General features: G+C 32.3%; 24 protein-coding genes and 1 tRNA gene. 11 read left to right on the forward strand and 14 right to left on the reverse strand.

The window, feature by feature from the left end:
- From ACFQ1Q_RS09020 to ACFQ1Q_RS09055, 8 genes are all read left to right on the forward strand, one after another.
- On the forward strand, positions 1-1453 hold a 1453-nt coding region (locus ACFQ1Q_RS09020), incomplete at its 5' end, for a T9SS type B sorting domain-containing protein (protein ID WP_386130225.1).
- 23 nt (positions 1454-1476) lie between these two features.
- Positions 1477-2403 (forward strand): PorP/SprF family type IX secretion system membrane protein, encoded by a 927-nt coding sequence (locus tag ACFQ1Q_RS09025; protein ID WP_386130747.1) that lies wholly within the window; start codon positions 1477-1479, stop codon positions 2401-2403.
- A gap of 10 nt (positions 2404-2413) precedes the next feature.
- Positions 2414-4396, forward strand: a complete 1983-nt coding sequence (locus tag ACFQ1Q_RS09030; protein ID WP_386130228.1) for an OmpA family protein — start codon at positions 2414-2416, stop codon at positions 4394-4396.
- Positions 4397-4503: 107 nt separating this feature from the next.
- A complete protein-coding gene (idi, locus tag ACFQ1Q_RS09035) occupies positions 4504-5028 on the forward strand; it encodes an isopentenyl-diphosphate Delta-isomerase (protein ID WP_386130230.1) in 525 nt (174 codons plus the stop codon).
- Positions 5025-5435 carry a 6-pyruvoyl trahydropterin synthase family protein gene (locus ACFQ1Q_RS09040; protein ID WP_386130233.1) on the forward strand — a complete coding sequence of 137 codons (411 nt, stop codon included), beginning with the start codon at positions 5025-5027 and terminating at the stop codon, positions 5433-5435. Before idi ends, ACFQ1Q_RS09040 begins: the two co-directional genes overlap by 4 nt.
- 1 nt (position 5436) lies before the next feature.
- Positions 5437-6405, forward strand: a complete 969-nt coding sequence (locus tag ACFQ1Q_RS09045) for a type I phosphomannose isomerase catalytic subunit (protein WP_386130236.1) — start codon at positions 5437-5439, stop codon at positions 6403-6405.
- Positions 6406-6476: 71 nt separating this feature from the next.
- A complete protein-coding gene (locus ACFQ1Q_RS09050; protein ID WP_386130239.1) occupies positions 6477-6746 on the forward strand; it encodes a hypothetical protein in 270 nt (89 codons plus the stop codon).
- Positions 6747-6794: 48 nt separating this feature from the next.
- Positions 6795-6868: transfer RNA gene (locus ACFQ1Q_RS09055), tRNA-Thr, on the forward strand.
- Between the two features lie 116 nt (positions 6869-6984).
- Here the strand turns inward: ACFQ1Q_RS09055 and ACFQ1Q_RS09060 are convergent.
- The 10 genes from ACFQ1Q_RS09060 to ACFQ1Q_RS09105 form a co-directional block, all read right to left on the reverse strand.
- Positions 6985-7707 (reverse strand): DUF4369 domain-containing protein, encoded by a 723-nt coding sequence (locus tag ACFQ1Q_RS09060; protein WP_386130241.1) that lies wholly within the window; start codon positions 7705-7707, stop codon positions 6985-6987.
- Positions 7708-7768: 61 nt separating this feature from the next.
- The gene (locus ACFQ1Q_RS09065) at positions 7769-9079 is read right to left on the reverse strand and encodes a DUF819 family protein (protein WP_386130244.1); all 1311 of its coding nucleotides are present in this window, start codon (positions 9077-9079) and stop codon (positions 7769-7771) included.
- Between the two features lie 62 nt (positions 9080-9141).
- Positions 9142-9309, reverse strand: a complete 168-nt coding sequence (locus ACFQ1Q_RS09070; RefSeq protein WP_386130246.1) for an Arc family DNA binding domain-containing protein — start codon at positions 9307-9309, stop codon at positions 9142-9144.
- Between the two features lie 3 nt (positions 9310-9312).
- Positions 9313-10248: an alpha/beta hydrolase gene (locus ACFQ1Q_RS09075; RefSeq protein WP_386130249.1), complete on the reverse strand. Its 936-nt coding sequence runs from the start codon at positions 10246-10248 to the stop codon at positions 9313-9315.
- Positions 10248-10733, reverse strand: coding sequence for a hypothetical protein (locus tag ACFQ1Q_RS09080; RefSeq protein ID WP_386130251.1), 486 nt, complete (start codon positions 10731-10733; stop codon positions 10248-10250). The genes ACFQ1Q_RS09075 and ACFQ1Q_RS09080 overlap by 1 nt, the downstream gene beginning before the upstream one ends.
- Entirely contained in the window at positions 10734-10892 is a 159-nt protein-coding gene (locus ACFQ1Q_RS09085; protein ID WP_386130253.1) for a DUF4177 domain-containing protein, read from the reverse strand.
- Positions 10893-10896: 4 nt separating this feature from the next.
- Positions 10897-11073: a hypothetical protein gene (locus ACFQ1Q_RS09090; protein ID WP_386130255.1), complete on the reverse strand. Its 177-nt coding sequence runs from the start codon at positions 11071-11073 to the stop codon at positions 10897-10899.
- Positions 11074-11075: 2 nt separating this feature from the next.
- Positions 11076-11936 (reverse strand): SPFH domain-containing protein, encoded by an 861-nt coding sequence (locus tag ACFQ1Q_RS09095; RefSeq protein WP_386130257.1) that lies wholly within the window; start codon positions 11934-11936, stop codon positions 11076-11078.
- A 475-nt stretch (positions 11937-12411) separates the two neighbouring features.
- Positions 12412-13344: an alpha/beta hydrolase gene (locus ACFQ1Q_RS09100; RefSeq protein ID WP_386130259.1), complete on the reverse strand. Its 933-nt coding sequence runs from the start codon at positions 13342-13344 to the stop codon at positions 12412-12414.
- A gap of 362 nt (positions 13345-13706) precedes the next feature.
- Entirely contained in the window at positions 13707-14306 is a 600-nt protein-coding gene (locus ACFQ1Q_RS09105; protein ID WP_386130262.1) for an alpha-ketoglutarate-dependent dioxygenase AlkB family protein, read from the reverse strand.
- Positions 14307-14333: 27 nt separating this feature from the next.
- On the opposite strand from ACFQ1Q_RS09105, the gene ACFQ1Q_RS09110 reads away from it, so the two are divergent.
- A complete protein-coding gene (locus tag ACFQ1Q_RS09110; protein ID WP_386130264.1) occupies positions 14334-15020 on the forward strand; it encodes a M15 family metallopeptidase in 687 nt (228 codons plus the stop codon).
- Here ACFQ1Q_RS09110 and ACFQ1Q_RS09115 read toward each other — a convergent pair.
- The 3 genes from ACFQ1Q_RS09115 to ACFQ1Q_RS09125 all read right to left on the reverse strand — a co-directional run bounded on the left by ACFQ1Q_RS09115 (position 15017) and on the right by ACFQ1Q_RS09125 (position 17641).
- Complete coding sequence (locus ACFQ1Q_RS09115) at positions 15017-16183, reverse strand: MFS transporter (RefSeq protein WP_386130266.1); 1167 nt, start codon at positions 16181-16183, stop codon at positions 15017-15019. The genes ACFQ1Q_RS09110 and ACFQ1Q_RS09115 overlap by 4 nt on opposite strands.
- A 12-nt stretch (positions 16184-16195) precedes the next feature.
- Complete coding sequence (locus tag ACFQ1Q_RS09120; protein WP_386130268.1) at positions 16196-17185, reverse strand: hypothetical protein; 990 nt, start codon at positions 17183-17185, stop codon at positions 16196-16198.
- 84 nt (positions 17186-17269) lie between these two features.
- Positions 17270-17641 carry a DUF6249 domain-containing protein gene (locus ACFQ1Q_RS09125; RefSeq protein ID WP_386130271.1) on the reverse strand — a complete coding sequence of 124 codons (372 nt, stop codon included), beginning with the start codon at positions 17639-17641 and terminating at the stop codon, positions 17270-17272.
- Between the two features lie 132 nt (positions 17642-17773).
- Between ACFQ1Q_RS09125 and ACFQ1Q_RS09130 the strand changes: the two genes are divergently transcribed.
- Positions 17774-18352 (forward strand): RNA polymerase sigma factor, encoded by a 579-nt coding sequence (locus ACFQ1Q_RS09130; protein ID WP_386130273.1) that lies wholly within the window; start codon positions 17774-17776, stop codon positions 18350-18352.
- A complete protein-coding gene (locus tag ACFQ1Q_RS09135; protein ID WP_386130276.1) occupies positions 18342-18740 on the forward strand; it encodes a hypothetical protein in 399 nt (132 codons plus the stop codon). The genes ACFQ1Q_RS09130 and ACFQ1Q_RS09135 overlap by 11 nt, the downstream gene beginning before the upstream one ends.
- Here the strand turns inward: ACFQ1Q_RS09135 and ACFQ1Q_RS09140 are convergent.
- Positions 18737-20053: a hypothetical protein gene (locus ACFQ1Q_RS09140; RefSeq protein WP_386130279.1), complete on the reverse strand. Its 1317-nt coding sequence runs from the start codon at positions 20051-20053 to the stop codon at positions 18737-18739. The two genes, ACFQ1Q_RS09135 and ACFQ1Q_RS09140, sit on opposite strands and share 4 nt — an antisense overlap.
- Positions 20054-20111: the final 58 nt, after the last annotated feature.

Here is a 20111-nt window from a genome sequence, read left to right on the forward strand (position 1 = left end):
CGGTACAGACCCAACAGATCCATGTGAAGGGGGAGATTTAGCTAACGTAGACTTAATGAATACGACTACCGATTGGTATACAGCGGATTGTGATGGAGATGGCGTGCCAAACGGTATAGAAGTAGACCCTGATATGACAGGAACTCCAGGTCCAGGTAATACAGACCCAAATGACCCATGTGATTTTAATATGAATGATATTACAGTAACTCAGTCAGGAGATTGGTTAATTGCAGATTGTGATGGCGATGGCGTGACAAATGGAGATGAGATTAATGATGGAACAGACCCAACTGACCCATGCGAGTTCATTGCAGGAAGTATTACTGGTCCACAGACAGGCGATTGGTTATTGGCAGACTGCGATGGAGATGGCGAGGATAATGGGACTGAAACAGCAAACGGTACAGACCCAACAGATCCATGTGAAGGAGGAGATTTAGCTAACGTGGACTTAATGGATACAACCAGCGATTGGTATACAGCGGATTGTGATGGAGATGGTGTGATTAATGGTACAGAAGTAGATCCTGATATGACAGGAACTCCAGGTCCAGATAATACAGACCCAAATGACCCATGTGACTTTAATGAGATTGATATTACATTGCCACAATCTGGTGATTGGCTAATATCAGATTGTGATGGAGATGGTGTAACCAATGAAGATGAAATGAATTCTGGTACAGACCCACTTGATCCATGTGATTTTATTGGTACTGATATCACTTTACCGATAACTACTACAGTATTATGTAGACCAGAACTTGAAGTAACTAAAACATTTGTTACCACAGGAGAAAACGTTGGTGATACAGTTACCTTTACTATTGAAATCGAGAATACTGGAAATGTAGTATTAAATGGTCTAGATATTATTGACACGTTCACAGATATAGCTGGTAATCCATTAGATCTTACAACTGGACCTATATATGTAGACTCTACATTAGGTAGTAATGAAGGAACACTAATTCCAGGAGAAGTAGCAATATACACAGCTACTTATGTTTTAACTCCGGAGGCAATAAATGCTGGTGGTATATCCAATACTGCAGAAGCTTTAGCCATAGCAACAAATGATGGTGTTATTGTTCGAGATATAAGTGATGATGGAGATGATACAGATGGAAATTTTTCTGATGACCCAACTATATTATCACTAGGATGTTTAACTATATTTAATGAGTTTTCTCCAAATGGAGATGGTGTTAATGAAACATTTGTAATTAACTGTATTGATCAATTCCCAAACAATAAACTTGAAATTTATAACAGATGGGGTAACATTGTTTACAGCATGAATGGTTATAACAATACATTTGATGGTAAATCAAATGGACGTTCAGTTGTTAATGCACCAGACCTATTACCTGTAGGAACATATTACTATGTTCTTGACTTAGGCGATGGAAGCGAGCCGAGAGTTGGATGGTTATATATTAACAGATAAAACAATACTGAAAAATGAAAAACATGATAGATAAATCATCATTAATTAGCCTAGTTGTAATTTTAGCACTAGGACTAATACCAACTGATAGTTACAGTCAGCAAGACCCTCAGTATACACATTATATGTATAATACGTTGAGTATTAATCCAGCTTATGCAGGTCAACGTGAAACTTTAAGTATTGTAGGACTTCATCGATCTCAATGGGTTGGGATTGATGGAGCTCCACAAACACAATCTTTAGGTATTCATTCGCCACTTCGTAATGAACGTTTGGGATTAGGTTTAAACATCGTAACTGATGCTTTAGGTCCAGCACGTGAGTCTTTTGTAGATGCTAATTTTTCGTATACTTTTCCAATAAATGATAATAATACTAAGCTTTCTTTTGGTGTAAAGGCTGGTTGGCATAATATCAGTACAGATTGGAGTAAAGGGCAGTTTCAAAATCCTGATGTAGTATTTAATGAAAATATTAGCCAGAATGCGTTAATAGTTGGCGCGGGGCTTTATTTAAGTAATCGAAATTGGTATGTTGGCCTCTCTGCACCAAATTTTCTAAATACAGACCATTATGATGATTTTCAAGAATCTTTAGCTACTGAGCGTATGCATTTTTTCTTAACAGGTGGTTATGTTTTTGACGTGGGTGGAAATGTAAAACTGAAGCCTGCCTTTTTAGTTAAAGCGGTTTCTGGGGCACCATTAATCGCAGATATTTCGGCTAATGCCTTATTTGATGATAAATTAACAGTAGGGTTAGCATGGCGTTGGGATGACTCAATATCTGCACTAGCAGGATTCCAAGTTACAAATGGGATGTATGTAGGTTACGGTTATGATTTAACAACATCAGATTTAAATAATTATAACAGTGGTACGCACGAATTGATTTTAAGATTCGAAATACAACAATTAGGTAAAATATTATCACCACGTTTCTTTTAAACTATTTACTATGAAAAAACTTTTTAAATACATATTAGCCATTACTTTAATTCAAGGTTCTTTTTTGGCAAATAGTCAAGAAAGAAAGGTGGAAAGCGTTAGCGAAGAATACGATAAATTTGCTTACTTAGAGACCAGTAAAGTACTTTTAGAAGTAGCAGAAAATGGTTACAGAAGCAAAGAAATGCTTCAAAAGTTAGCCAATTCATTCTATTTTCAAAATAAAATGAAAGAAGCTTCGCGTTGGTATGGTGAATTATTCAAACTAACTACGGATGTAGATTCTGAGTATTATTTTAGATATGCTTTAGCTTTAAAAGGGGCAAAAAATTATGAAAAGTCCGATGAATGGATGGAGAAATTTAATCAAAAAAATCCATCAGATACTAGAGCTAAATCATTTATTGCGAGAAGAGATTATCGTAAACAAATTCAACAAAATTCAAAATCTAATTCTGTTGTCGTAGAAAATTTAGATTTTAATTCTGAATATTCAGACTTCGGAACTGCTATATATGATGGCACTTTAGTATTTGCGTCTTCAAGAGATAATGACGAAAAAACATATCAATGGAACGGTCAACCTTACCTAGATTTATTCAAAGTTTATGGTTATAATGATGGAGACTTTTCTGACGCTACAGAATACAGTTCTAAAATAAACACAAAATTTCACGAATCTAGTGTTGCTTTCATGCCCGATGGAAATACAATATTCTTTACGAGAAACAACTATTTTAAAAATAAAGCACGTAAAGGTGATGATGGTGTTAACAAGCTAAAATTATTTAGAGCAACAAAAAACGAAAATGGAAATTGGGATGATATATCACCAATTCATTTTAATAGTGATGAATACAGTGTTGCACACCCAACTATTAATAAAGAAGGAACACGTCTTTATTTTGCTTCTGATATGGATGGCACCATTGGAGATTCTGATATTTGGGTTGTGGACATCAACGCAGATAGAACCTTAGGTACACCACGAAATCTTGGTAATTCAATAAATACTGAAGGGCCAGATTCCTTTCCTTTTGTTAATAGCGAAGGAGATTTATACTATTCAACAAAGGGTATTCCTGGTTTAGGTGGTTATGATATTTTTGTGGTAAGAAGTGCCGATGAAAAAATTGGAAACAACGTTACAGACAACTATGTTGTTACAAATATTGGAGAACCATTTAACAGTAGCGCAGATGACTTTGGTTTTTACGAAAATATAGAAAATGAAAATGGTTTTTTTACATCTAATAGAGAAGGTGGAGCTGGAGATGACGATATTTATAGTTTTAGACCAAGCGACTGTTCTCAAGTAGTTAGAGGAAATGTTAGAAATGCTCAAACAGGTGAGCTTCTTCCAGGTGCAACAGTAGTGTTATCTGATACTGAAGGAAATGAATTAGAGCGTGTTGTCGTTGCAAGTGATGCTGCTTATATGTTTAATGTAGATTGTGATAAGCAATATCTCGTAAGAGGTTCTAAAGAAAAATATAGTGTTGAAGAAAAACGATTTAATTCGAATTCTGGGTCGTTAGCTTTAAATTTAGATATCGGATTATATCCAGAAGTTATTGAAATAGGACCTTGTGATGATTTAGCAAAATCTCTTAATATTCCTTTAATTTATTTTGAATTGGATAAATCTGAAATAACATACGTGGCAGAATTACAATTGCAAAAAGTATTAGCTGTTTTAGTAGAATATCCTTCAATGCAAATTGATATAAGAAGTCACACAGATTGTAGAGCATCCGAAAGCTATAACCAAGCGTTATCCGAGAGAAGAGCACAGGCTACACTCAAATACCTTACAAAAAGTGGTATAGACCCAAGCCGTTTATCTGGCAAAGGTTATGGGGAATCTCAATTGGTAAACGATTGTGGTTGTGGTACTACAGATACTTCTGAATGTACTGAACTTCAACATCAAAAAAACAGAAGAAGTGAGTTTATTATAACATCCTTTAAAGGAAAAAAATGTGAAGATTAATTCATAGCAAGAAGTTTAATAAAACTAACAGCCGTTTATATTGTAAACGGCTGTTTTTTTATGATAACCTTAGAGATTATTTTAACATTTGATTGTAATTTTACAAAATGAAAGAAGAATTAGTCATTTTAGTTAATGAAAAGGATGAACAGATAGGCCTAATGCCTAAAATGGAGGCTCACGAAAAAGCGGTATTACATCGCGCTTTTTCTGTTTTTATATTCAATGATAAAAACGAATTAATGCTACAGCAACGGGCGCTTCATAAGTATCATTCACCAGGTTTATGGACAAATACCTGCTGTAGTCATCAAAGAGATGGCGAAACCAATTTAGAAGCAGGAAAACGACGCTTAGAGGAAGAAATGGGTTTTACTACAGACTTAAAGGAAACAATATCTTTTATTTATAAAGCCCCTTTTGATAATGGATTAACAGAGCACGAGTTAGACCATATAATGGTTGGTCATTACCAAAGTGAGCCAAATATCAATAAAGAAGAAGTAGAAGCTTGGAAATGGATGCATTTAGAAGATGTTAAAACTGACATAAAACAAAACCCAGAAGTTTACACGGCTTGGTTTAAAATAATATTTGAAAAATTTTATCAACACATAAATATCATCAAATGAGAGTAACAGTTTGCAGACGTGCCCATTTTAATGCAGCACACAGATTATATAGAAAAGATTGGAGTTTTGAGCAGAACGATGCTATTTTTGGAAAATGTAATAACCCAAATTTTCACGGTCATAATTACGAACTAATTGCTGCCGTTACAGGAGATATCGACCCAGAAACAGGATATGTTATAGATGTAAAAATTTTAAAAGACATCATTAGGTCAGAGGTTGAAGACGCTTTTGATCATAAAAATCTTAATGTCGAAGTTCCAGAATTTAAAGACTTAAATCCAACTGCAGAAAATATAATTGTGGTTATTTATAATAAATTAAAAGCTAAGCTAGATTCAAAATTCGATTTAGAAGTAACCCTTTACGAAACACCACGTAATTTTGTAAAATATTCAGGTGAGTAAAATGAATAGCCTTTATCCATTAAAATTTCAACCAATTTTAAAAGATAAAATTTGGGGCGGCGATAAGCTTTCAAAATATCTAAATAAAAATTCAAAATCGTCACAAGTAGGCGAAAGTTGGGAGATTAGTGATATTGAAGGCGATGTTTCAATTGTTAGCAATGGTTTTTTAAAAGACCAATCGCTAAAGCAAGTGTTACAAACCTATGGAGTTGAAATACTAGGATTAAAAAACCACAAAATATTCGGTAATAATTTTCCTTTACTCATCAAATTTATTGATGCTAAACAAGATTTAAGTATTCAGTTACATCCTAATGATGAGCTAGCTAAAAAACGCCATAACTCGTTTGGAAAAACCGAAATGTGGTATGTTTTACAAGCTGACGAAAACTCAAATTTAATCATTGGTTTTAATCAACAAATAACACCTAAAAAATATCTAAGCCATTTAGAAAATAATACATTAACTGAAATTTTAAATTTTGAAAACGTAACAAAAGGAGATACTTATTTTATTGAGGTTGGACGTGTACATGCTATTGGCGCTGGTGTCTTACTTGCCGAAATCCAACAAACCAGCGATATTACGTATCGTGTATATGATTGGGATAGAGTAGACGATAACGGTAATGCAAGAGAACTTCATAACCATTTAGCTTTAGAAGCAATAGATTTTGATATGAAAGAAAACTTTAAAGTTAATTACCATAATGATTCAAACACGACTAATAAAATGGTTTCTTGTCAGTATTTTACAACAAACTTTTTAAAGTTAGATACCGATTTAGATAAAGAAAACACTTATGATTCGTTTATTATTTATATGTGTGTTGAAGGTGAAGCAGAAATTAGAACTTCAAATACTTCAGAATTAATAACAAAAGGCGAAACTATATTAGTACCAGCAACAATAAAAGAATTCAGTTTAAAAACGAAAAACGCAGAGCTGTTAGAAGTTTACGTTTAGTAATTCTTATTTTGAAAAAAATCAGTTAACGTGAAACAGATTTCTTACTTTTGCGCAATAAATAAATTATAATGGCAAATAAAAGAGATTTAAAAAAAGATATTAATTACGTTTTAGGCGATATTATCGAAGCAGTTTACGTTTGGGAACTTTCAAATTCAGAAAAACCAACAAAAGAAAGTGACGCAATAATTGAAGAGGCTATAGTTACATTTGACGATTTAATAGTTAAGGTAAATGATAAGTCTGTAGAAAACAAAAAAGCACACTTCAAAGCTGTGAAGCAAGAGCTTGAAGATAAAGGTAGAGCGTTAATCGAAAAAATAAACAAATTAAAGTAGTTTAGATTTGCAGATTTAAAATTCTAAATTAAATTTGCGCTCAGTTTTGCCGATGTAGCTCAGCTGGCTAGAGCAGCTGATTTGTAATCAGCAGGTCGTGGGTTCGAGTCCCTCCATCGGCTCTTTATTAAAAAAAGTCTAACTAAAAAGTTAGACTTTTTTTATTTTTCAATTTTCACTTCAAATTAAAACAAAAAAAGCCGGCTTAACGCTAGCTTTTATAATTTATTCTAAAGGTTTATTTAATACTATCTTTTTTATTTTTATATGCTTCTAAAGCATCGCCAAGTTTTTTCCCGTAGTACGACTGTTTTACTCTTTCACTTAAGTTATTATAAATGCTATCTAGGTACTTAGCATTACTATTAGGAATTTCGTAAATAGCTATATAAGGCGCTACTTCGCTATCGTTATTTCTCAAAGCAAAATTTATAGTAGAAGCATATTTTAGCTTAAGTAAACGGTCAGATTGTTGATATAATTCTTCTGCTTTTGCAGAGTCTTGCGCTTTAACAGCTTCAAAATTTGCCTTTAATAAATCTAAATTTTTATTCTGAAAGCCATCTCTAAGCTCTAAATATTCTTCTAGCAACGCTTGTTGTTTTGAACCCTTGATTATTGCATCACCAGAAAATCCTTTTAATGTCGTAGTTATTTCTGTAACACCTTTATCAGCAAAAAACGGAATAAAATGTTCTTGCCCGTCCTTTTTTTGAAGTTTTAAGTACAATAATACAGGTTCCTTTATATTAGCCTGCAGCGTAAATTCTTCTTGACCTTTTATTACAACCGAATCTAAATCAACAATACTTGTTTTTCCATCCTTTTGAAGATAAACAACACCTTTTTTTAAATCTTTTATTTTTCCTTTTAGAGTAAAATTAGCATTGCTATCATTGCCACATGACGAGAATAAAAAAGAAGCTAATACGACTAGTAATAAATTTTGAAATAATTTCATCTTAATTTTTTTGAAGAATTTAATCAGCTGGCAAATATCTAATTTTAGTTTGAAAAAACAATCATCCACCAGAAGCAATTTGCATTAAAATTGTACAACCGATTGCGGCAATTGTACCAACTGCGTAACCGAAAACAGCAAGCAAAACACCAACTGTTGCTAAAGACGGATGAAACGCTGAAGCTACTATCGGAGCAGAGGCAGCACCACCAACGTTGGCTTGGCTGCCAACTGCTAAGAAAAAATATGGTGCTTTTATAATTTTGGCTACAATGATGAGTATTAAAGCGTGGATGGTCATCCAAACAACACCAATTATTATAATTGACCCATTGTCAAAAATGAGGCTTAAGTCCATTTTCATGCCAATGGTTGCAACAAGAATGTATATAAATACACTGCCAAATTTACTAGCGCCAGCACCTTCGTAGTTTTTTGCTTTTGTAAAAGATAAAAGAACTGCAATTATTGTTGCTATACTTATCATCCAAAAGAATTTTGAACCAAGAAATGTAAAAATATTCTTAGTAGTGGTGTTTTCAATTCCGTTTACAACATCATCAAAATAGGGTGCAATATAATCTGAGCCAAGATGCGCAAACCCAACAGTACCAAATGCTATGGCTGAAATTATCATGATATCTGTAAGACTTGGATTGCGTTTTACGCTTTCAGAAAATTGAGAAACTTTTTCTTTTAAATCTTCAATAGAAGAGGTGTCTGCTTTTAACCATTTGTTAAAACTGTTTCGTTTGCCAATACCGATTAAAATTAATGCCATCCAAATGTTTGCAACAACAATATCTACAAACACCATACCGCCATATAATTTTTGATTGTATCCGTAAATTTCGAGCATGGCGGTTTGGTTAGCACCACCGCCAATCCAACTTCCGGCTAGCGTAGATAAACCTCTCCAAATGGCATTTGGTCCAGTAACACCAATAAGGTCTGGATTAAATTGTGCAATTAAAAATAATGCCAAAGGTCCACCGATTACAATTCCGATAGTACCAGCAAAAAACATGGCTAAAGCTTTCCAGCCGAGGTTAAAAACACCTTTTAAGTCAATACTTAAAGTCATTAAAACCAAAGCTGCTGGTAGTAAATAACGGCTCGCCATGTAGTATAAATTTGTGCTACCCTTTACTATTTCACCAGATGCAGAAGTGCTTTCCCATTCTGGTGCAATTAGTCCTGTAGTAGTTAATATAGCTGGTATCATGTATGCCATAAATAGTCCGGGAACTATTTTGTAGAATTTACTCCAAAACCCAGTCTTTATAGATTCTGTATAAAAAACGAAACCTAATGCAAGCATTAGGAATCCAAAAACAATAGCATCGTTTGTAATTAGTGGTTGGTTTTCCATTTATAGAATTGTTAGACATGCAAAATACAAAAACTGAAGCATAAAAAAAGTGACCTTTACAGTCACTCTTTTTCTTTTTTGTTTGGTTGGCGTTTGTGGTCTTTTAAGTATTGCATAAGCATCCATTCTATTTGACCATTGGTACTACGAAATTCATCCGCAGCCCATTTTTCAATAGCTTTTAGCATATCTTCGTTAAGTCGTAATGCAAATGCTTTTTTCTTAGCCATAACTCATTTTTTAATAAACGCGCTTATCACTTCGACTAACTCTAACGAAAGTGGAAAATCTCTGTTTGTGTAAGTTTTGATATTTTCATCATCAGTTGTAATTGTCTTTAAAACATGCGTCATTCCATCAATTATCACCAATTCTGCTTCACTGTTTTCAGCTTTAAGCTTTTGTGCGTCGTTAACCAAAACTTGTAAGTCTTTATTTCCATTGACAATTAAAACTGGTATTTCTAGTTTAGCAATTTCTTTTGCTGGGTCGAATGCAGAATATGATTTTAAAAATGACAAATTTGGTTTTGAGAATAAAGATAAAAGCATAGGATTTATATTTTTTATATCTCCTGTTTCATTCAACTCTTTAAAGTGCAATTCTGCGGTTTTTCCTAAGGCTTCGTTTTGCGCTGATATTTGTCTTATTAAAGCCTTATCAAATGACTCACCAAGACCAGAAAGTGAAATATATTTGTCAATATCTTCTTCTATCGCAAGCATGGCAACTAACGAGCCTTGACTATGACCAATTAAAGTTATTGTAGAAAAGCGATTATCATTCTCAAAATTTTCAGTGGCTTTTTTGGTATCTTCTACTAAATCTTCAAATTTAGAAGACTTCACTAAATGTTTAAAGTTTGACTTTGTTACATTACGTTTATCGTAACTGTAAAAGGCAATTCCTTTTTTATTTAATTCATCTCTTAGCAATTTAATGTAGTCAATATTTACACCTAAAGCTGGTTGGTTTCCGTTTCTATCAGGGTTTCCTGAGCCTTGAACAAAAATAACTAAGGGTTGATTTGATAAACCTTCATTGTATGTCAGTGTTCCTGGTAATTTTATACTATCATTTTTTAATAAATACTCTTCTGATACAATTTTGGTTTGTCCAAAACTTAGGTAATACAAAAGAAAAAACAGTATGTTTAATAGTTGTTTCATTATAATTCTTTTCTGTAATTGTTAATAGTACTTTGCGCTTGTTCTTTTAACTGTGTACCAATTAATATTTTTTTACCGTTTTTTAATTCGAGTTGAATTCCGATATCACCTTTTACGTTAACAGCTATGCCTTTTTTCTTGTTCCAAAAAACGCCACCTTTAATTCCCCATCCACCATATTCTCCAATTGGGTCGTAGGTTCTTACATACGCATTAGAAATTTCATTCCAAGCTATAAACCGTTTTTTAAAATGAAACGGAATAAATTGATAATAAATCCCTTTTTCATCCATTCTGGTTTTAAGTTTAAACAGAAATATTATTGCAGGTGCTAAAATTATTACGCTTAAAGAAGTAATAAGGTTGCTTGTAGACATGTTATCAGCGTCTTTTAAAATTACTGCAACTGGAACAATGACGCTAACAATCATTAATACGATGAGCCAAAGTTGTGTAAATCTTTGTTCTTCTTTAAATATTTTCATTTATCTATTTTTATCTCTTTCTAATATTGCACTCGTCCAACCATTTCCCATCTCTTTAACTATCCAACCTTCACGTGCATATTGATTAAGGATATCTTCTAATGCTTGTAGGCGGTTCTTCCATCCTAATTTTAAGTGTACAACTTTGTATTCTTTCATAATTTTAGTCTTCTGTGTTTTTAAAAACAACCATAGCTACAATTGCGCCTATTATTGTACCGATTAAAGAGCCGTAAACTAAACTCATTGCAATATTTCCTATTACTGCTCCAATTGTGGTTCCTATACTTGTGCCCATAGCGCTACCTATGGCAACGCTATAAATTTGGTTTCTATTCATTATTAATGATTTAATGTGCCTGTATTAACAACTGGAGAGGCATCTTTATCACCACAGAGCACAACCATTAGATTACTTACCATAGCTGCTTTGCGTTCTTCATCTAAATCAACAACATTCTTTTTATTTAGTTCTTCTATTGCCATTTCTACCATACTCACTGCACCTTCAACTATTTTATGCCTTGCAGCAACAATAGCAGTAGCTTGCTGGCGTTTAAGCATAGCATTTGCAATTTCCTGAGCATAAGCTAGGTAACCAATTCGGGCTTCGAGAACTTCAATACCAGCAATAGACAAACGCTCATCTATCTCTTTTTCTAAAGCTTCACTAACTTCATTTACGCTAGAACGAAGTGTAATATCTTCATCATGGCCTTCATCAGCAAAATTATCATAAGGATACATACTTGCTAATTTACGTACAGCCGCATCAGTTTGTACACGAACAAAATTTTCATAATTATCTACATCAAAAGCAGCTTTATAAGTGTTTTGTACACGCCAAACTAAAATAGTGCTAATCATAACCGGATTACCAAGTTTGTCGTTCACCTTTAAGCGTTCGCTATCAAAATTGCTAGCACGTAGCGAAATCTTCTTTTTAGTATAAAAAGGATTTACCCAATAGTATCCATTCTTTTTAACGGTACCGACGTATTTTCCAAATAATAACAAAACACGAGAACCATTAGGTTGCACCATTAAAAACCCGAACGCAATTAATAAAGCGGCAACAATGCCAAACACTGGCCAAGGTGTTTTGTAAATTGGTATTAAGGCAATGCTTCCAAAAAATAATACTAAAAATACTAGTAGCATAAGGTAGCCGTTTGCAGGAACAATGATTTTTTCTTCTTTCATGGTTGTTAGATTTTAAAGTTAATTTAATATGATATTAAATTGATATCATAAAGATATAATTTTAAATATTAGTATGCAAGAAATATTTTTTGTTACACTAAAAAATAATTTTTACCAATAATTAAATTTGGCACGGCATTTGTTTATATGTAGATGTAATGAAAATAGAGCGTTTGTCGGCTGGTTACCGACACTACTAAACGCCTTCATTACGATTGGTTGGTTAGTTAGTAAAAGAGCCGTTTCGAAAGAAACGGCTCTTTTGATTTTAATAGATACATCAACTGTAATATTTGCTTAATTAATCGACTTTGGCACAGCATTTGATTTATATAAATTGTAATGAAATTATTGCGAAAGTCGGCTGGTTACCGACGATACTACAAACGCATTCATTACGATTGGTTGGTTAGTTAGTGAAAAAAGCCGTTTCGAAAGAAACGGCTTTTTTGATAATAGTTATTTACATTTAATACTATTCTTTATTTTTTATAAATGTTACAATGGTGTCAATCAATTCTTTATTTAATTCTCTAAATGACTCGTTATAGGATTTTGAATTTTCTAAGCGGTCACCTTCAATGGTAAATAAAACATGATTCATATTTTCAATAATAACGAGTTCTGCATCTTTGTTACCATTTGAGAGTAGCTTGGCTTCATCTACAGAAACTTGTAAATCTTTTGTACCGTTGATTATGAGAATAGGTTGCTTTATAGTTTCAATAATTTCTACAGGATTGTATTTCATCCATGAAATCATAAATGGTTGTATCTGCATGTTAAACATAGAACTTAGCGCAGGTGGAAAGTCTTTTGTTGTTTTTCCTGCTTTTAATTCCGTAACTACTTTCTTTGTTTCTTCTACAAACTGTCGAGCCGTATTATTGATTTGCTCCACAATAACATCGCCAATATTTTGGCCAGCACCAGCTAAAGAGATAAAACCATCTACATCATCCATAGCAAGCATACCAACTAAACTACCTTGGCTGTGTCCAGCGATATAGATATTTTTGAATTCATCCTTATCTTTAAAATAGGCTACAACGTCTTTCGCATCATTTACAAAATCTTCAAACCGGATAGATTCAACGTCAATTTTACCTGTTTTTATTTGTTTTACAATGCGTTTATCATACCTAAAAGAGGAAATGTTGTTAACAGCTAAAGCTTCAGCAAGCTTTTTTAAATTATTATTTTTTAAAATATTCTGATTTCCATTGCGGTTTGTTGGTCCAGAGCCAGCAATAATTATAACTAAATCTGTCTTTTCATCTGTGTTTGGCGCAAGTAGTGTTCCGTCTATCATATCAGAAATAGAAATTTCAGTATCTGTAAAGTCTGAAATTTGAGCGCTACTTATAGAAGCTATAAGCAAGGATATAATGAATATTTTTAGTTTCATATTTTTCTAATTTTAGTACAAAGATAAAGTATTATTTACACGATATTTTCTTCAAAATGGTATCTACACTATTAAATACCTCAATCTGAAACGACGTATTTCGTCGATAAAAACATGTTTTTAAGCAGTAAATGTTAAAATTTAATGTATTTCATCGATAAATATAGTTTTTAATCGTTTAATTTAAAATGGTCTTATATATTTGTCATGTACTAAACAAGTTTTTAGTTCAATGGATTAATTAATTAAATATTTGCTTGTGTTGATGGTTTTAGAAACCCTGAATCTACTCACATACAAAATGCAAATTAGAAAGACCGAGATTGAGGGATCTCGGTCTTTCGTTTTTTATACATTTAACTTTATTGCAATTTTCGAAAGGTTAAATTAACTCGTTCTCCAATTTCTTTTTTTGTTTTAGCAATCTGATGCAACCAATGATGCTGCATAGCGCCTTTCATAATTAATAAACTACCATGTCCTAAAATAAGTTTATGTTTTTCTTCCTTTAGTTTTCTATGTTTAAAATGAAATGGTCTTTCTTCACCTAATGTAACAGAAGCTATCACCGGATTTTTGCCTAATTCTTTTTCATTATCTGCATGCCAACCGTTACTATCATTACCGTGTCTATAAAAATTGAGCAAAACGGTATTAAATGTTTCTTTAGAAATTTTTTCAATTTTAGACTTTAATTCCTGAAGTCCTTCTGTAAATGCTTTGGGATACATTGTAATATTTGAATAGGAGTAAGGTTGATTATCTTCTCCATAAAGCGCGGTTAAACGAGGCTGTTTGTAAGTTTTTCCAAAAACAGTAATGTCATCTTCTTGCCATTCGGTTTCGTTTTTAAGTTTTTTAAAAAGCATATCAGCTTCTCTATTTATTAAAAAGTTGGGGAAGTAAATTAATTCTGCATCTGGTAATCGAAACTCTTGTTTTTCTGATGAAAATAAATCCATTATATTTTTTTGTATAACTTCGTTATCATGAAGAGTTACAAAAATACAACTATTCTTTTCCTATTGCTTTTTGCTTTATTTTCAATGCAGCAAAAGAATGAAGTTCCAGAAATGTTTGTTGATGTAAAAACTGTAATTCCTGACCTAAATGTAGAATTGCGTTACTACACCTCAAATAATTTTGTCGGCGATACTATTGATGGTTATCACGCCAATACATTGTACTTAACAAAACCAGCTGCTGCACAATTAAAAAAGGTTCAAGAAGAATTGCAGCAATATAATCTTTGCTTAAAAGTGTATGACGGTTATAGACCACAAACCGCTGTTAATCATTTTGTGCACTGGGCTAAACAAATAAATGACACTTTAAAAAAATCTGAATTCTATCCAAACGTCAATAAAAGACATTTGTTTAGAGAAGGTTACATTGCTAGTAAATCGGGTCATAGTCGTGGCAGTACAATCGATTTGACCATTATTAATGGCGAAACAGAAGTGCCATTAGATATGGGAAGTCCTTACGATTTTTTTGGTCCTGAATCATGGGTTGCTCACGCTAATATTTCAGACAAACAGAAAGCCAATCGGCAGCTGCTACAATCTGTAATGAATAAGCATGGCTTCCGTTCTTATGCAAAAGAATGGTGGCATTTTACGCTTCGTGGTGAGCCGTTTCCTAATACTTATTTCGATTTTAAAATTGAAGATTAGGCTTTTTTCCCTAAATGAATTAAACCAAAAATAGGTCCTAAAATTAAAATTGTAAATAGATAGGTAGGACTTACAAGTTCGGTTAATTTATTAAATAATAAAATGCTAAAAATTGTTATAGCAAACCCGATACAATTGACAATCGTTAAAGCCGTGCCTTTAGAATCTAAACTTGAATTTTGCGCTACCAAAGTTGAAAATAATGGCGAATCTGCAATTACTGACATTCCCCAAATTATTAAAAATGAGAGAAAAATTAATTCAGAATTTATATAAAAGAATAAGGGCGAAACCAAACAGCAAATCCCCGAAATACTTAAGGCTGCTTTAGCAATCGTTTTACTTCCATATTTAGAGGCTAAATTTCCGCCAATAATGCAACCCAAACTCCCTAAGGCAATTATTAAAAACGAAAAAAGCGGAATGTTAAAGCTTTTTGTTATATGAATAGATAGATATGTTTTTAATAATAAGGGTACAAATGCCCAAAAGGTGTACAATTCCCACATGTGGCCAAAATAACCAAAAGCTGCGGATTTAAACTTCGGATTTTTAAAAACAGTCACAATTTTTCTACTATCAAATTGAAATGCTTTTTTGTAGAATGGGCCATCAGGAACAAAAAGTAATATCAGTAAACCTCCTGAAAATGAAAGACAAGACGTTGTAACTATAATTGTTTTCCAATTGAACGTTATAAGTTCGGCTTTAAGAATATGTGGAAAAGCAGTACCCAAAACCAAAGCGCCGACTAAATAACTTAGAGATTTTCCTAAACCTTTTTCAAAATAGTCTGAAGCAATTTTCATCCCAACGGGATAAATACCAGCTAAAAAAAAGCCAGTGGCAAAGCGGATGGCAATTAACGAGATTAAGGTATTGCCAGAATACAAACTAAAAAGATTAAATACGCTAGCTAACAAGGCTGAGAAGAAAAAAACTTTAGACGCCGAAAATCTGTCAGAAACCGTAAAAAGAGCAAAAAGGAAGGTGCCAACTATAAATCCAAATTGTACTGATGAGGTAAGTTGACCTAACGCAGATTGGGATAAATTAAAATTTAAAGATAAATCAGTAATTATGGCATTCCCAGCAAACCAAAGGGAAGTGCAGCAAAACTGAGAAAAAACGATTATGGATAAAATGTGTTTTGGAGTTTTCACACAAATTGAGAATTAATCCTTAAAAACATGAAGGTCCAAACCAATACCATAATTGTTAAGTCCACTTTTTAAAAGCGTAGATTGAAAACCATTTCCTTTTTTAAAAGCTTGCCAATCGTTTCCATTTATAAAAACGCGCCTTACAAAGGTTCTGTTGTCTTTTACTTCGTCTGTAAATGGTAAAAGTGGTCTAAAATTAGTCGGGATTTTTACAACACCATCACGACCCTTAATTTCTTTATACTTTTTATTTGGGAGTAGTTTACCATTTTTATCCGTGTAGCCTAATACTTGTATTGAAATAAAAACACCTTCATCTGGCATAATAATATTATTATCTATAATATCAAGCTCATGATAATCACCATCTTTTTCTGTAGCTCTAAAAACTATTGGCTTTTTGTTAAGGTTTTTACCAGGTTTACCATTTTTGTTTTTGTAAACATTAACTTTAAAAAGGGTTGAGAATTTCTTCTTTTCGTTATTACTACGATTGCGTTTTTTCCAATCTTTAGATTCTAAGGCAATAGGAAATTTTATTTTAGCTACACGCTTAAGTTTATCATCTTCATTTGGGAAAAACACCGCTATTTCAGATTCTATAGTTGGTAACCAACATTTGTAATAATCATCATCAAGGTAAGGTTTAAGACTTTCGGTTTTGTACTTTTTATTTTTAGTTCTATCTAAAGTAACACCAATAAAAACTTCGTCTAGCTCATCCGCCTGTGGATGTAAAAAGAGAGTTTTTTCTATGCTTTGTGTAGAAATCCCCAAATCTTTATAACCCAAAGCTGAGATAAAAAGCGAATCAATATCTGGATATAGCTTTTTTGTAAAAACAAACACCCCATTATCATCAGCAACGATACCATGGCCGTTTCCAAATGATACCGATGCGTACGAAACAGGTAATTTGGCTTCTGCATCAAGTATAGAAATTTGTGCTCTAGTTTGAAATGTGTAAAATAAAACAATGACGAGGCTAAGTTTTTTCAACATAAATTAAAGATACATTTTTTGAAACATAAAAAAAGCCGTTATCGTATTATTTGATAACGGCTTTATTTAAAATGTGATTGATTGTTAACTGTCTAAATCTTTTTTGGTTTGCAAATAACCAACATAAAGACCAACACCAGCCATAAAGAAAATTACTGCAGCCATTGCGCCTTCTTCTAGGTTTGTGTAAGTGTCTATAAGTGCAGCTAGAAAAGAGCCTAAACCAATACCCATTAATAAAAATGCAAAATTAATAACAACGACTTTCCACGATGAGCCGCGTTTGCCAATATTAAAAATACTTGCGTCAGCACCTTTTTCTATTAATGCTAAGCGCTCTTTGTTTCGAGTTGAAAAATAGAGGTAGATGATACCAAAAACAACTAAAAAAAAGCTGATTGGAATTAATAATTCTGCTGCGTCGTCTGATGTGCTGATGAGTAAACTGGTAATCATAATGTTTGTTTTTTAATTGATTAATTTTAATGTGTTCATAGCTTTTGACGACAAGTTTTAGAATGAGGTTACAAGAAAAATATTTTTTTTATTTCTGTAACCTAAATCAGATAATAGTCGTCTTAATAATAAATGACTACTAACGACCATCAACTCATCAAATTAATCCTCAATGGAAACCAAAATGCCTACGCACAATTGGTGAACCGTTACAAGGATTTGGTCTTTACATTGGCATTAAGGATGTTGAAAAATAGAGAAGAAGCGGAAGAAGTTTCTCAAGATGCCTTTGTAAAAGTGTATAAGTCATTGGATAAGTTTAAGGGCGATTCAAAATTTTCGACATGGATTTATAAAGTGACATTTAATACGTGTCTCGATAATTTAAAGAAGAATAAAAAGCATAGGAATAACGTGTCTATTGATGAATTTACTTTCAATAAAATAGAAACCATTGACAATGCTTTAGAACATATAATAAAAGCTGAAAAAACAAAGGTTATAAAGCAATGCATTAACAGTTTGCCTAATGAAGATGCCTATTTGCTGACGTTGTTTTATTTTGAAGAATTATCTTTAGATGAAATTTCAGAAATTATAAACGTGTCCTCTAACACCATTAAAGTAAAATTATTTAGAGCTCGAAAAAAATTAGCCGTAATTTTAGAGAAGCAGCTCAATTTAGAAAAAATAAGTAATTATGGAACCTAATGATAAAAAATTTGAAGCATTTGTAGATAAACTTATGGCTAATGATACTCTAGAAAAGCCATCTGCAGATTTTACAAATTCGGTATTACACCAATTAAATATTACATCTAAACCAATTGTTTATAAACCGCTTATTTCTAAATGGGTTTGGTGCAGTATTGCTCTTGTCTTTGCTGCAGTTGTGGTGTATGCGTTTTTAGATGATAGCAAGTCTACATCGAAGCTTTCGGAATTGATGAATCTATCGCAATTCAACTTTAATCCATTGAAAGATGTGGAGTTTAATCTATCTCAAACGCTCGTTTATGCTCTCATAACTACAATGGTAATGATAGGCTTTCAGGTTTCAATCTTAAAAAATTACATTAATAAACGCTTGCAGTTTTAATCTGGATAATACCAAAACGGAATTTTTTTAATTTCATAAGCCGTTGTATCATTTTTAATAATATATTTTCTAATTACTCTAAGAAGATGTTTGCCTTCAGAAAGTTCTTTGATTCCCAAATACGTCTCTAAACCTTTTTGTTTTTTAGTGTTAAATGAAACAACGAAATTAGTATCATAATCTATTGAGTCTATCTTTATAGAATATATATCATTTACCGTTTTTATATATGCTTTTCTTAAGCTGTCGTAAGTTCTAGATTTATTGTGAGTAGAATATATAATATCCGAGCTAAAACCTCTTACATCGGTTTTTGGTTTCAGATTAGGATTAAAATCAAATACATGATTTTCTATGTCTTCTTCAAAAAGCATAAACACATTAATGTAGTTATTGCTTATCACTTTTGATGAAATTGTAATATCTGAAGCAAAATCATCCTTCTCAATTAATAGATTTTCATAATTAGAAGAATTAGCGATAATCTCATTTGAATTCAAATTTTTATGAAAATAATTTGAATTTTTATAATTAAATGAAGTTGCTATTAATAGTGTAATGTAAAGCGGAATCAATATTAAGCTAATTCGTTTTCCAAATTTGTTGTCTAAAAAATTATAGACAATTGGGCGATACAAAAAGGCAAGTGTTATAAAACTAAAAACCCAGTAAACAGGAAAATATATTCGGCTTATCCACTGTTTTTTCTTAAGCCAACCTTGGGTTATAAAGTCGATAAACGTTAAAAGCATTCCTAAAACAATAAAAAGTATTAGGGGTATTCCTATGATTTTGCCCCAATTACCATAGCTATCGTTGCCTATAATATAATTAGCTATTAAAAAAATGGTAAACGCCGTAAAGGCAAACGCTAATACATAAAAAATTAGAAGAAATGAAGCGGCAAAAATAATACTACAATAATTTTCTAATCTTGCAATATATCTATCAAAGGACCCAACTTTCTTTTTAAGATATTTAGTAAATTTTGGACTGTAATTTAAATAGTCATAATCGATATCGCCAGAAACATAGCGTAAACCCAGTGCACCAATCCAAAGTCCTCTTAAAATAACGTGCAATAATAAATTAAAAGTTAATATTACACACGATATTAATATCACCGTAATAATTATTGCTGGTATAACTTGGTCATCATACTTAAGCTCCGTAAATAGAATTTCTAAAGGCTCAAAAGCTTGAAATAATCCAAAAATGGCAAAACCAGAAATTAGCAATTCTAATTGCCAACTTTCTTCTTGTAGTTTTTGCAAAAGCTTTTTAAATGCAGGGTTATTGTAATCGTTACTCATTTGTTAAGGGTAATTAGCTTTTAAATTTAAGGATATTCATAGTAAATGTCTATTTTTT

This window comes from Winogradskyella litorisediminis (assembly GCF_042675765.1).
GTDB lineage: Bacteria > Bacteroidota > Bacteroidia > Flavobacteriales > Flavobacteriaceae > Winogradskyella > Winogradskyella litorisediminis.

Excerpts from the sequence above, each read along its gene's own strand:
- ACFQ1Q_RS09100 (WP_386130259.1), bottom strand. The coding sequence starts at position 13,344 with ATGAAACTAAAAATATTCATTATATCCTTGCTTATAGCTTCTATAAGT.
- ACFQ1Q_RS09140 (WP_386130279.1), bottom strand. The coding sequence starts at position 20,053 with ATGAGTAACGATTACAATAACCCTGCATTTAAAAAGCTTTTGCAAAAA.
- ACFQ1Q_RS09060 (WP_386130241.1), bottom strand. The coding sequence starts at position 7,707 with ATGAAATTATTTCAAAATTTATTACTAGTCGTATTAGCTTCTTTTTTA.
- ACFQ1Q_RS09135 (WP_386130276.1), top strand. The coding sequence starts at position 18,342 with ATGGAACCTAATGATAAAAAATTTGAAGCATTTGTAGATAAACTTATG.
- ACFQ1Q_RS09120 (WP_386130268.1), bottom strand. The coding sequence starts at position 17,185 with ATGTTGAAAAAACTTAGCCTCGTCATTGTTTTATTTTACACATTTCAA.
- ACFQ1Q_RS09090 (WP_386130255.1), bottom strand. The coding sequence starts at position 11,073 with ATGAATAGAAACCAAATTTATAGCGTTGCCATAGGTAGCGCTATGGGC.
- ACFQ1Q_RS09065 (WP_386130244.1), bottom strand. The coding sequence starts at position 9,079 with ATGGAAAACCAACCACTAATTACAAACGATGCTATTGTTTTTGGATTC.
- idi (WP_386130230.1), top strand. The coding sequence starts at position 4,504 with ATGAAAGAAGAATTAGTCATTTTAGTTAATGAAAAGGATGAACAGATA.
- ACFQ1Q_RS09025 (WP_386130747.1), top strand. The coding sequence starts at position 1,477 with ATGATAGATAAATCATCATTAATTAGCCTAGTTGTAATTTTAGCACTA.
- ACFQ1Q_RS09075 (WP_386130249.1), bottom strand. The coding sequence starts at position 10,248 with ATGAAACAACTATTAAACATACTGTTTTTTCTTTTGTATTACCTAAGT.
- ACFQ1Q_RS09130 (WP_386130273.1), top strand. The coding sequence starts at position 17,774 with ATGACTACTAACGACCATCAACTCATCAAATTAATCCTCAATGGAAAC.
- ACFQ1Q_RS09085 (WP_386130253.1), bottom strand. The coding sequence starts at position 10,892 with ATGAAAGAATACAAAGTTGTACACTTAAAATTAGGATGGAAGAACCGC.
- ACFQ1Q_RS09095 (WP_386130257.1), bottom strand. The coding sequence starts at position 11,936 with ATGAAAGAAGAAAAAATCATTGTTCCTGCAAACGGCTACCTTATGCTA.
- ACFQ1Q_RS09040 (WP_386130233.1), top strand. The coding sequence starts at position 5,025 with ATGAGAGTAACAGTTTGCAGACGTGCCCATTTTAATGCAGCACACAGA.
- ACFQ1Q_RS09125 (WP_386130271.1), bottom strand. The coding sequence starts at position 17,641 with ATGATTACCAGTTTACTCATCAGCACATCAGACGACGCAGCAGAATTA.
- ACFQ1Q_RS09050 (WP_386130239.1), top strand. The coding sequence starts at position 6,477 with ATGGCAAATAAAAGAGATTTAAAAAAAGATATTAATTACGTTTTAGGC.
- ACFQ1Q_RS09105 (WP_386130262.1), bottom strand. The coding sequence starts at position 14,306 with ATGGATTTATTTTCATCAGAAAAACAAGAGTTTCGATTACCAGATGCA.
- ACFQ1Q_RS09045 (WP_386130236.1), top strand. The coding sequence starts at position 5,437 with ATGAATAGCCTTTATCCATTAAAATTTCAACCAATTTTAAAAGATAAA.
- ACFQ1Q_RS09030 (WP_386130228.1), top strand. The coding sequence starts at position 2,414 with ATGAAAAAACTTTTTAAATACATATTAGCCATTACTTTAATTCAAGGT.
- ACFQ1Q_RS09080 (WP_386130251.1), bottom strand. The coding sequence starts at position 10,733 with ATGAAAATATTTAAAGAAGAACAAAGATTTACACAACTTTGGCTCATC.
- ACFQ1Q_RS09110 (WP_386130264.1), top strand. The coding sequence starts at position 14,334 with ATGAAGAGTTACAAAAATACAACTATTCTTTTCCTATTGCTTTTTGCT.
- ACFQ1Q_RS09070 (WP_386130246.1), bottom strand. The coding sequence starts at position 9,309 with ATGGCTAAGAAAAAAGCATTTGCATTACGACTTAACGAAGATATGCTA.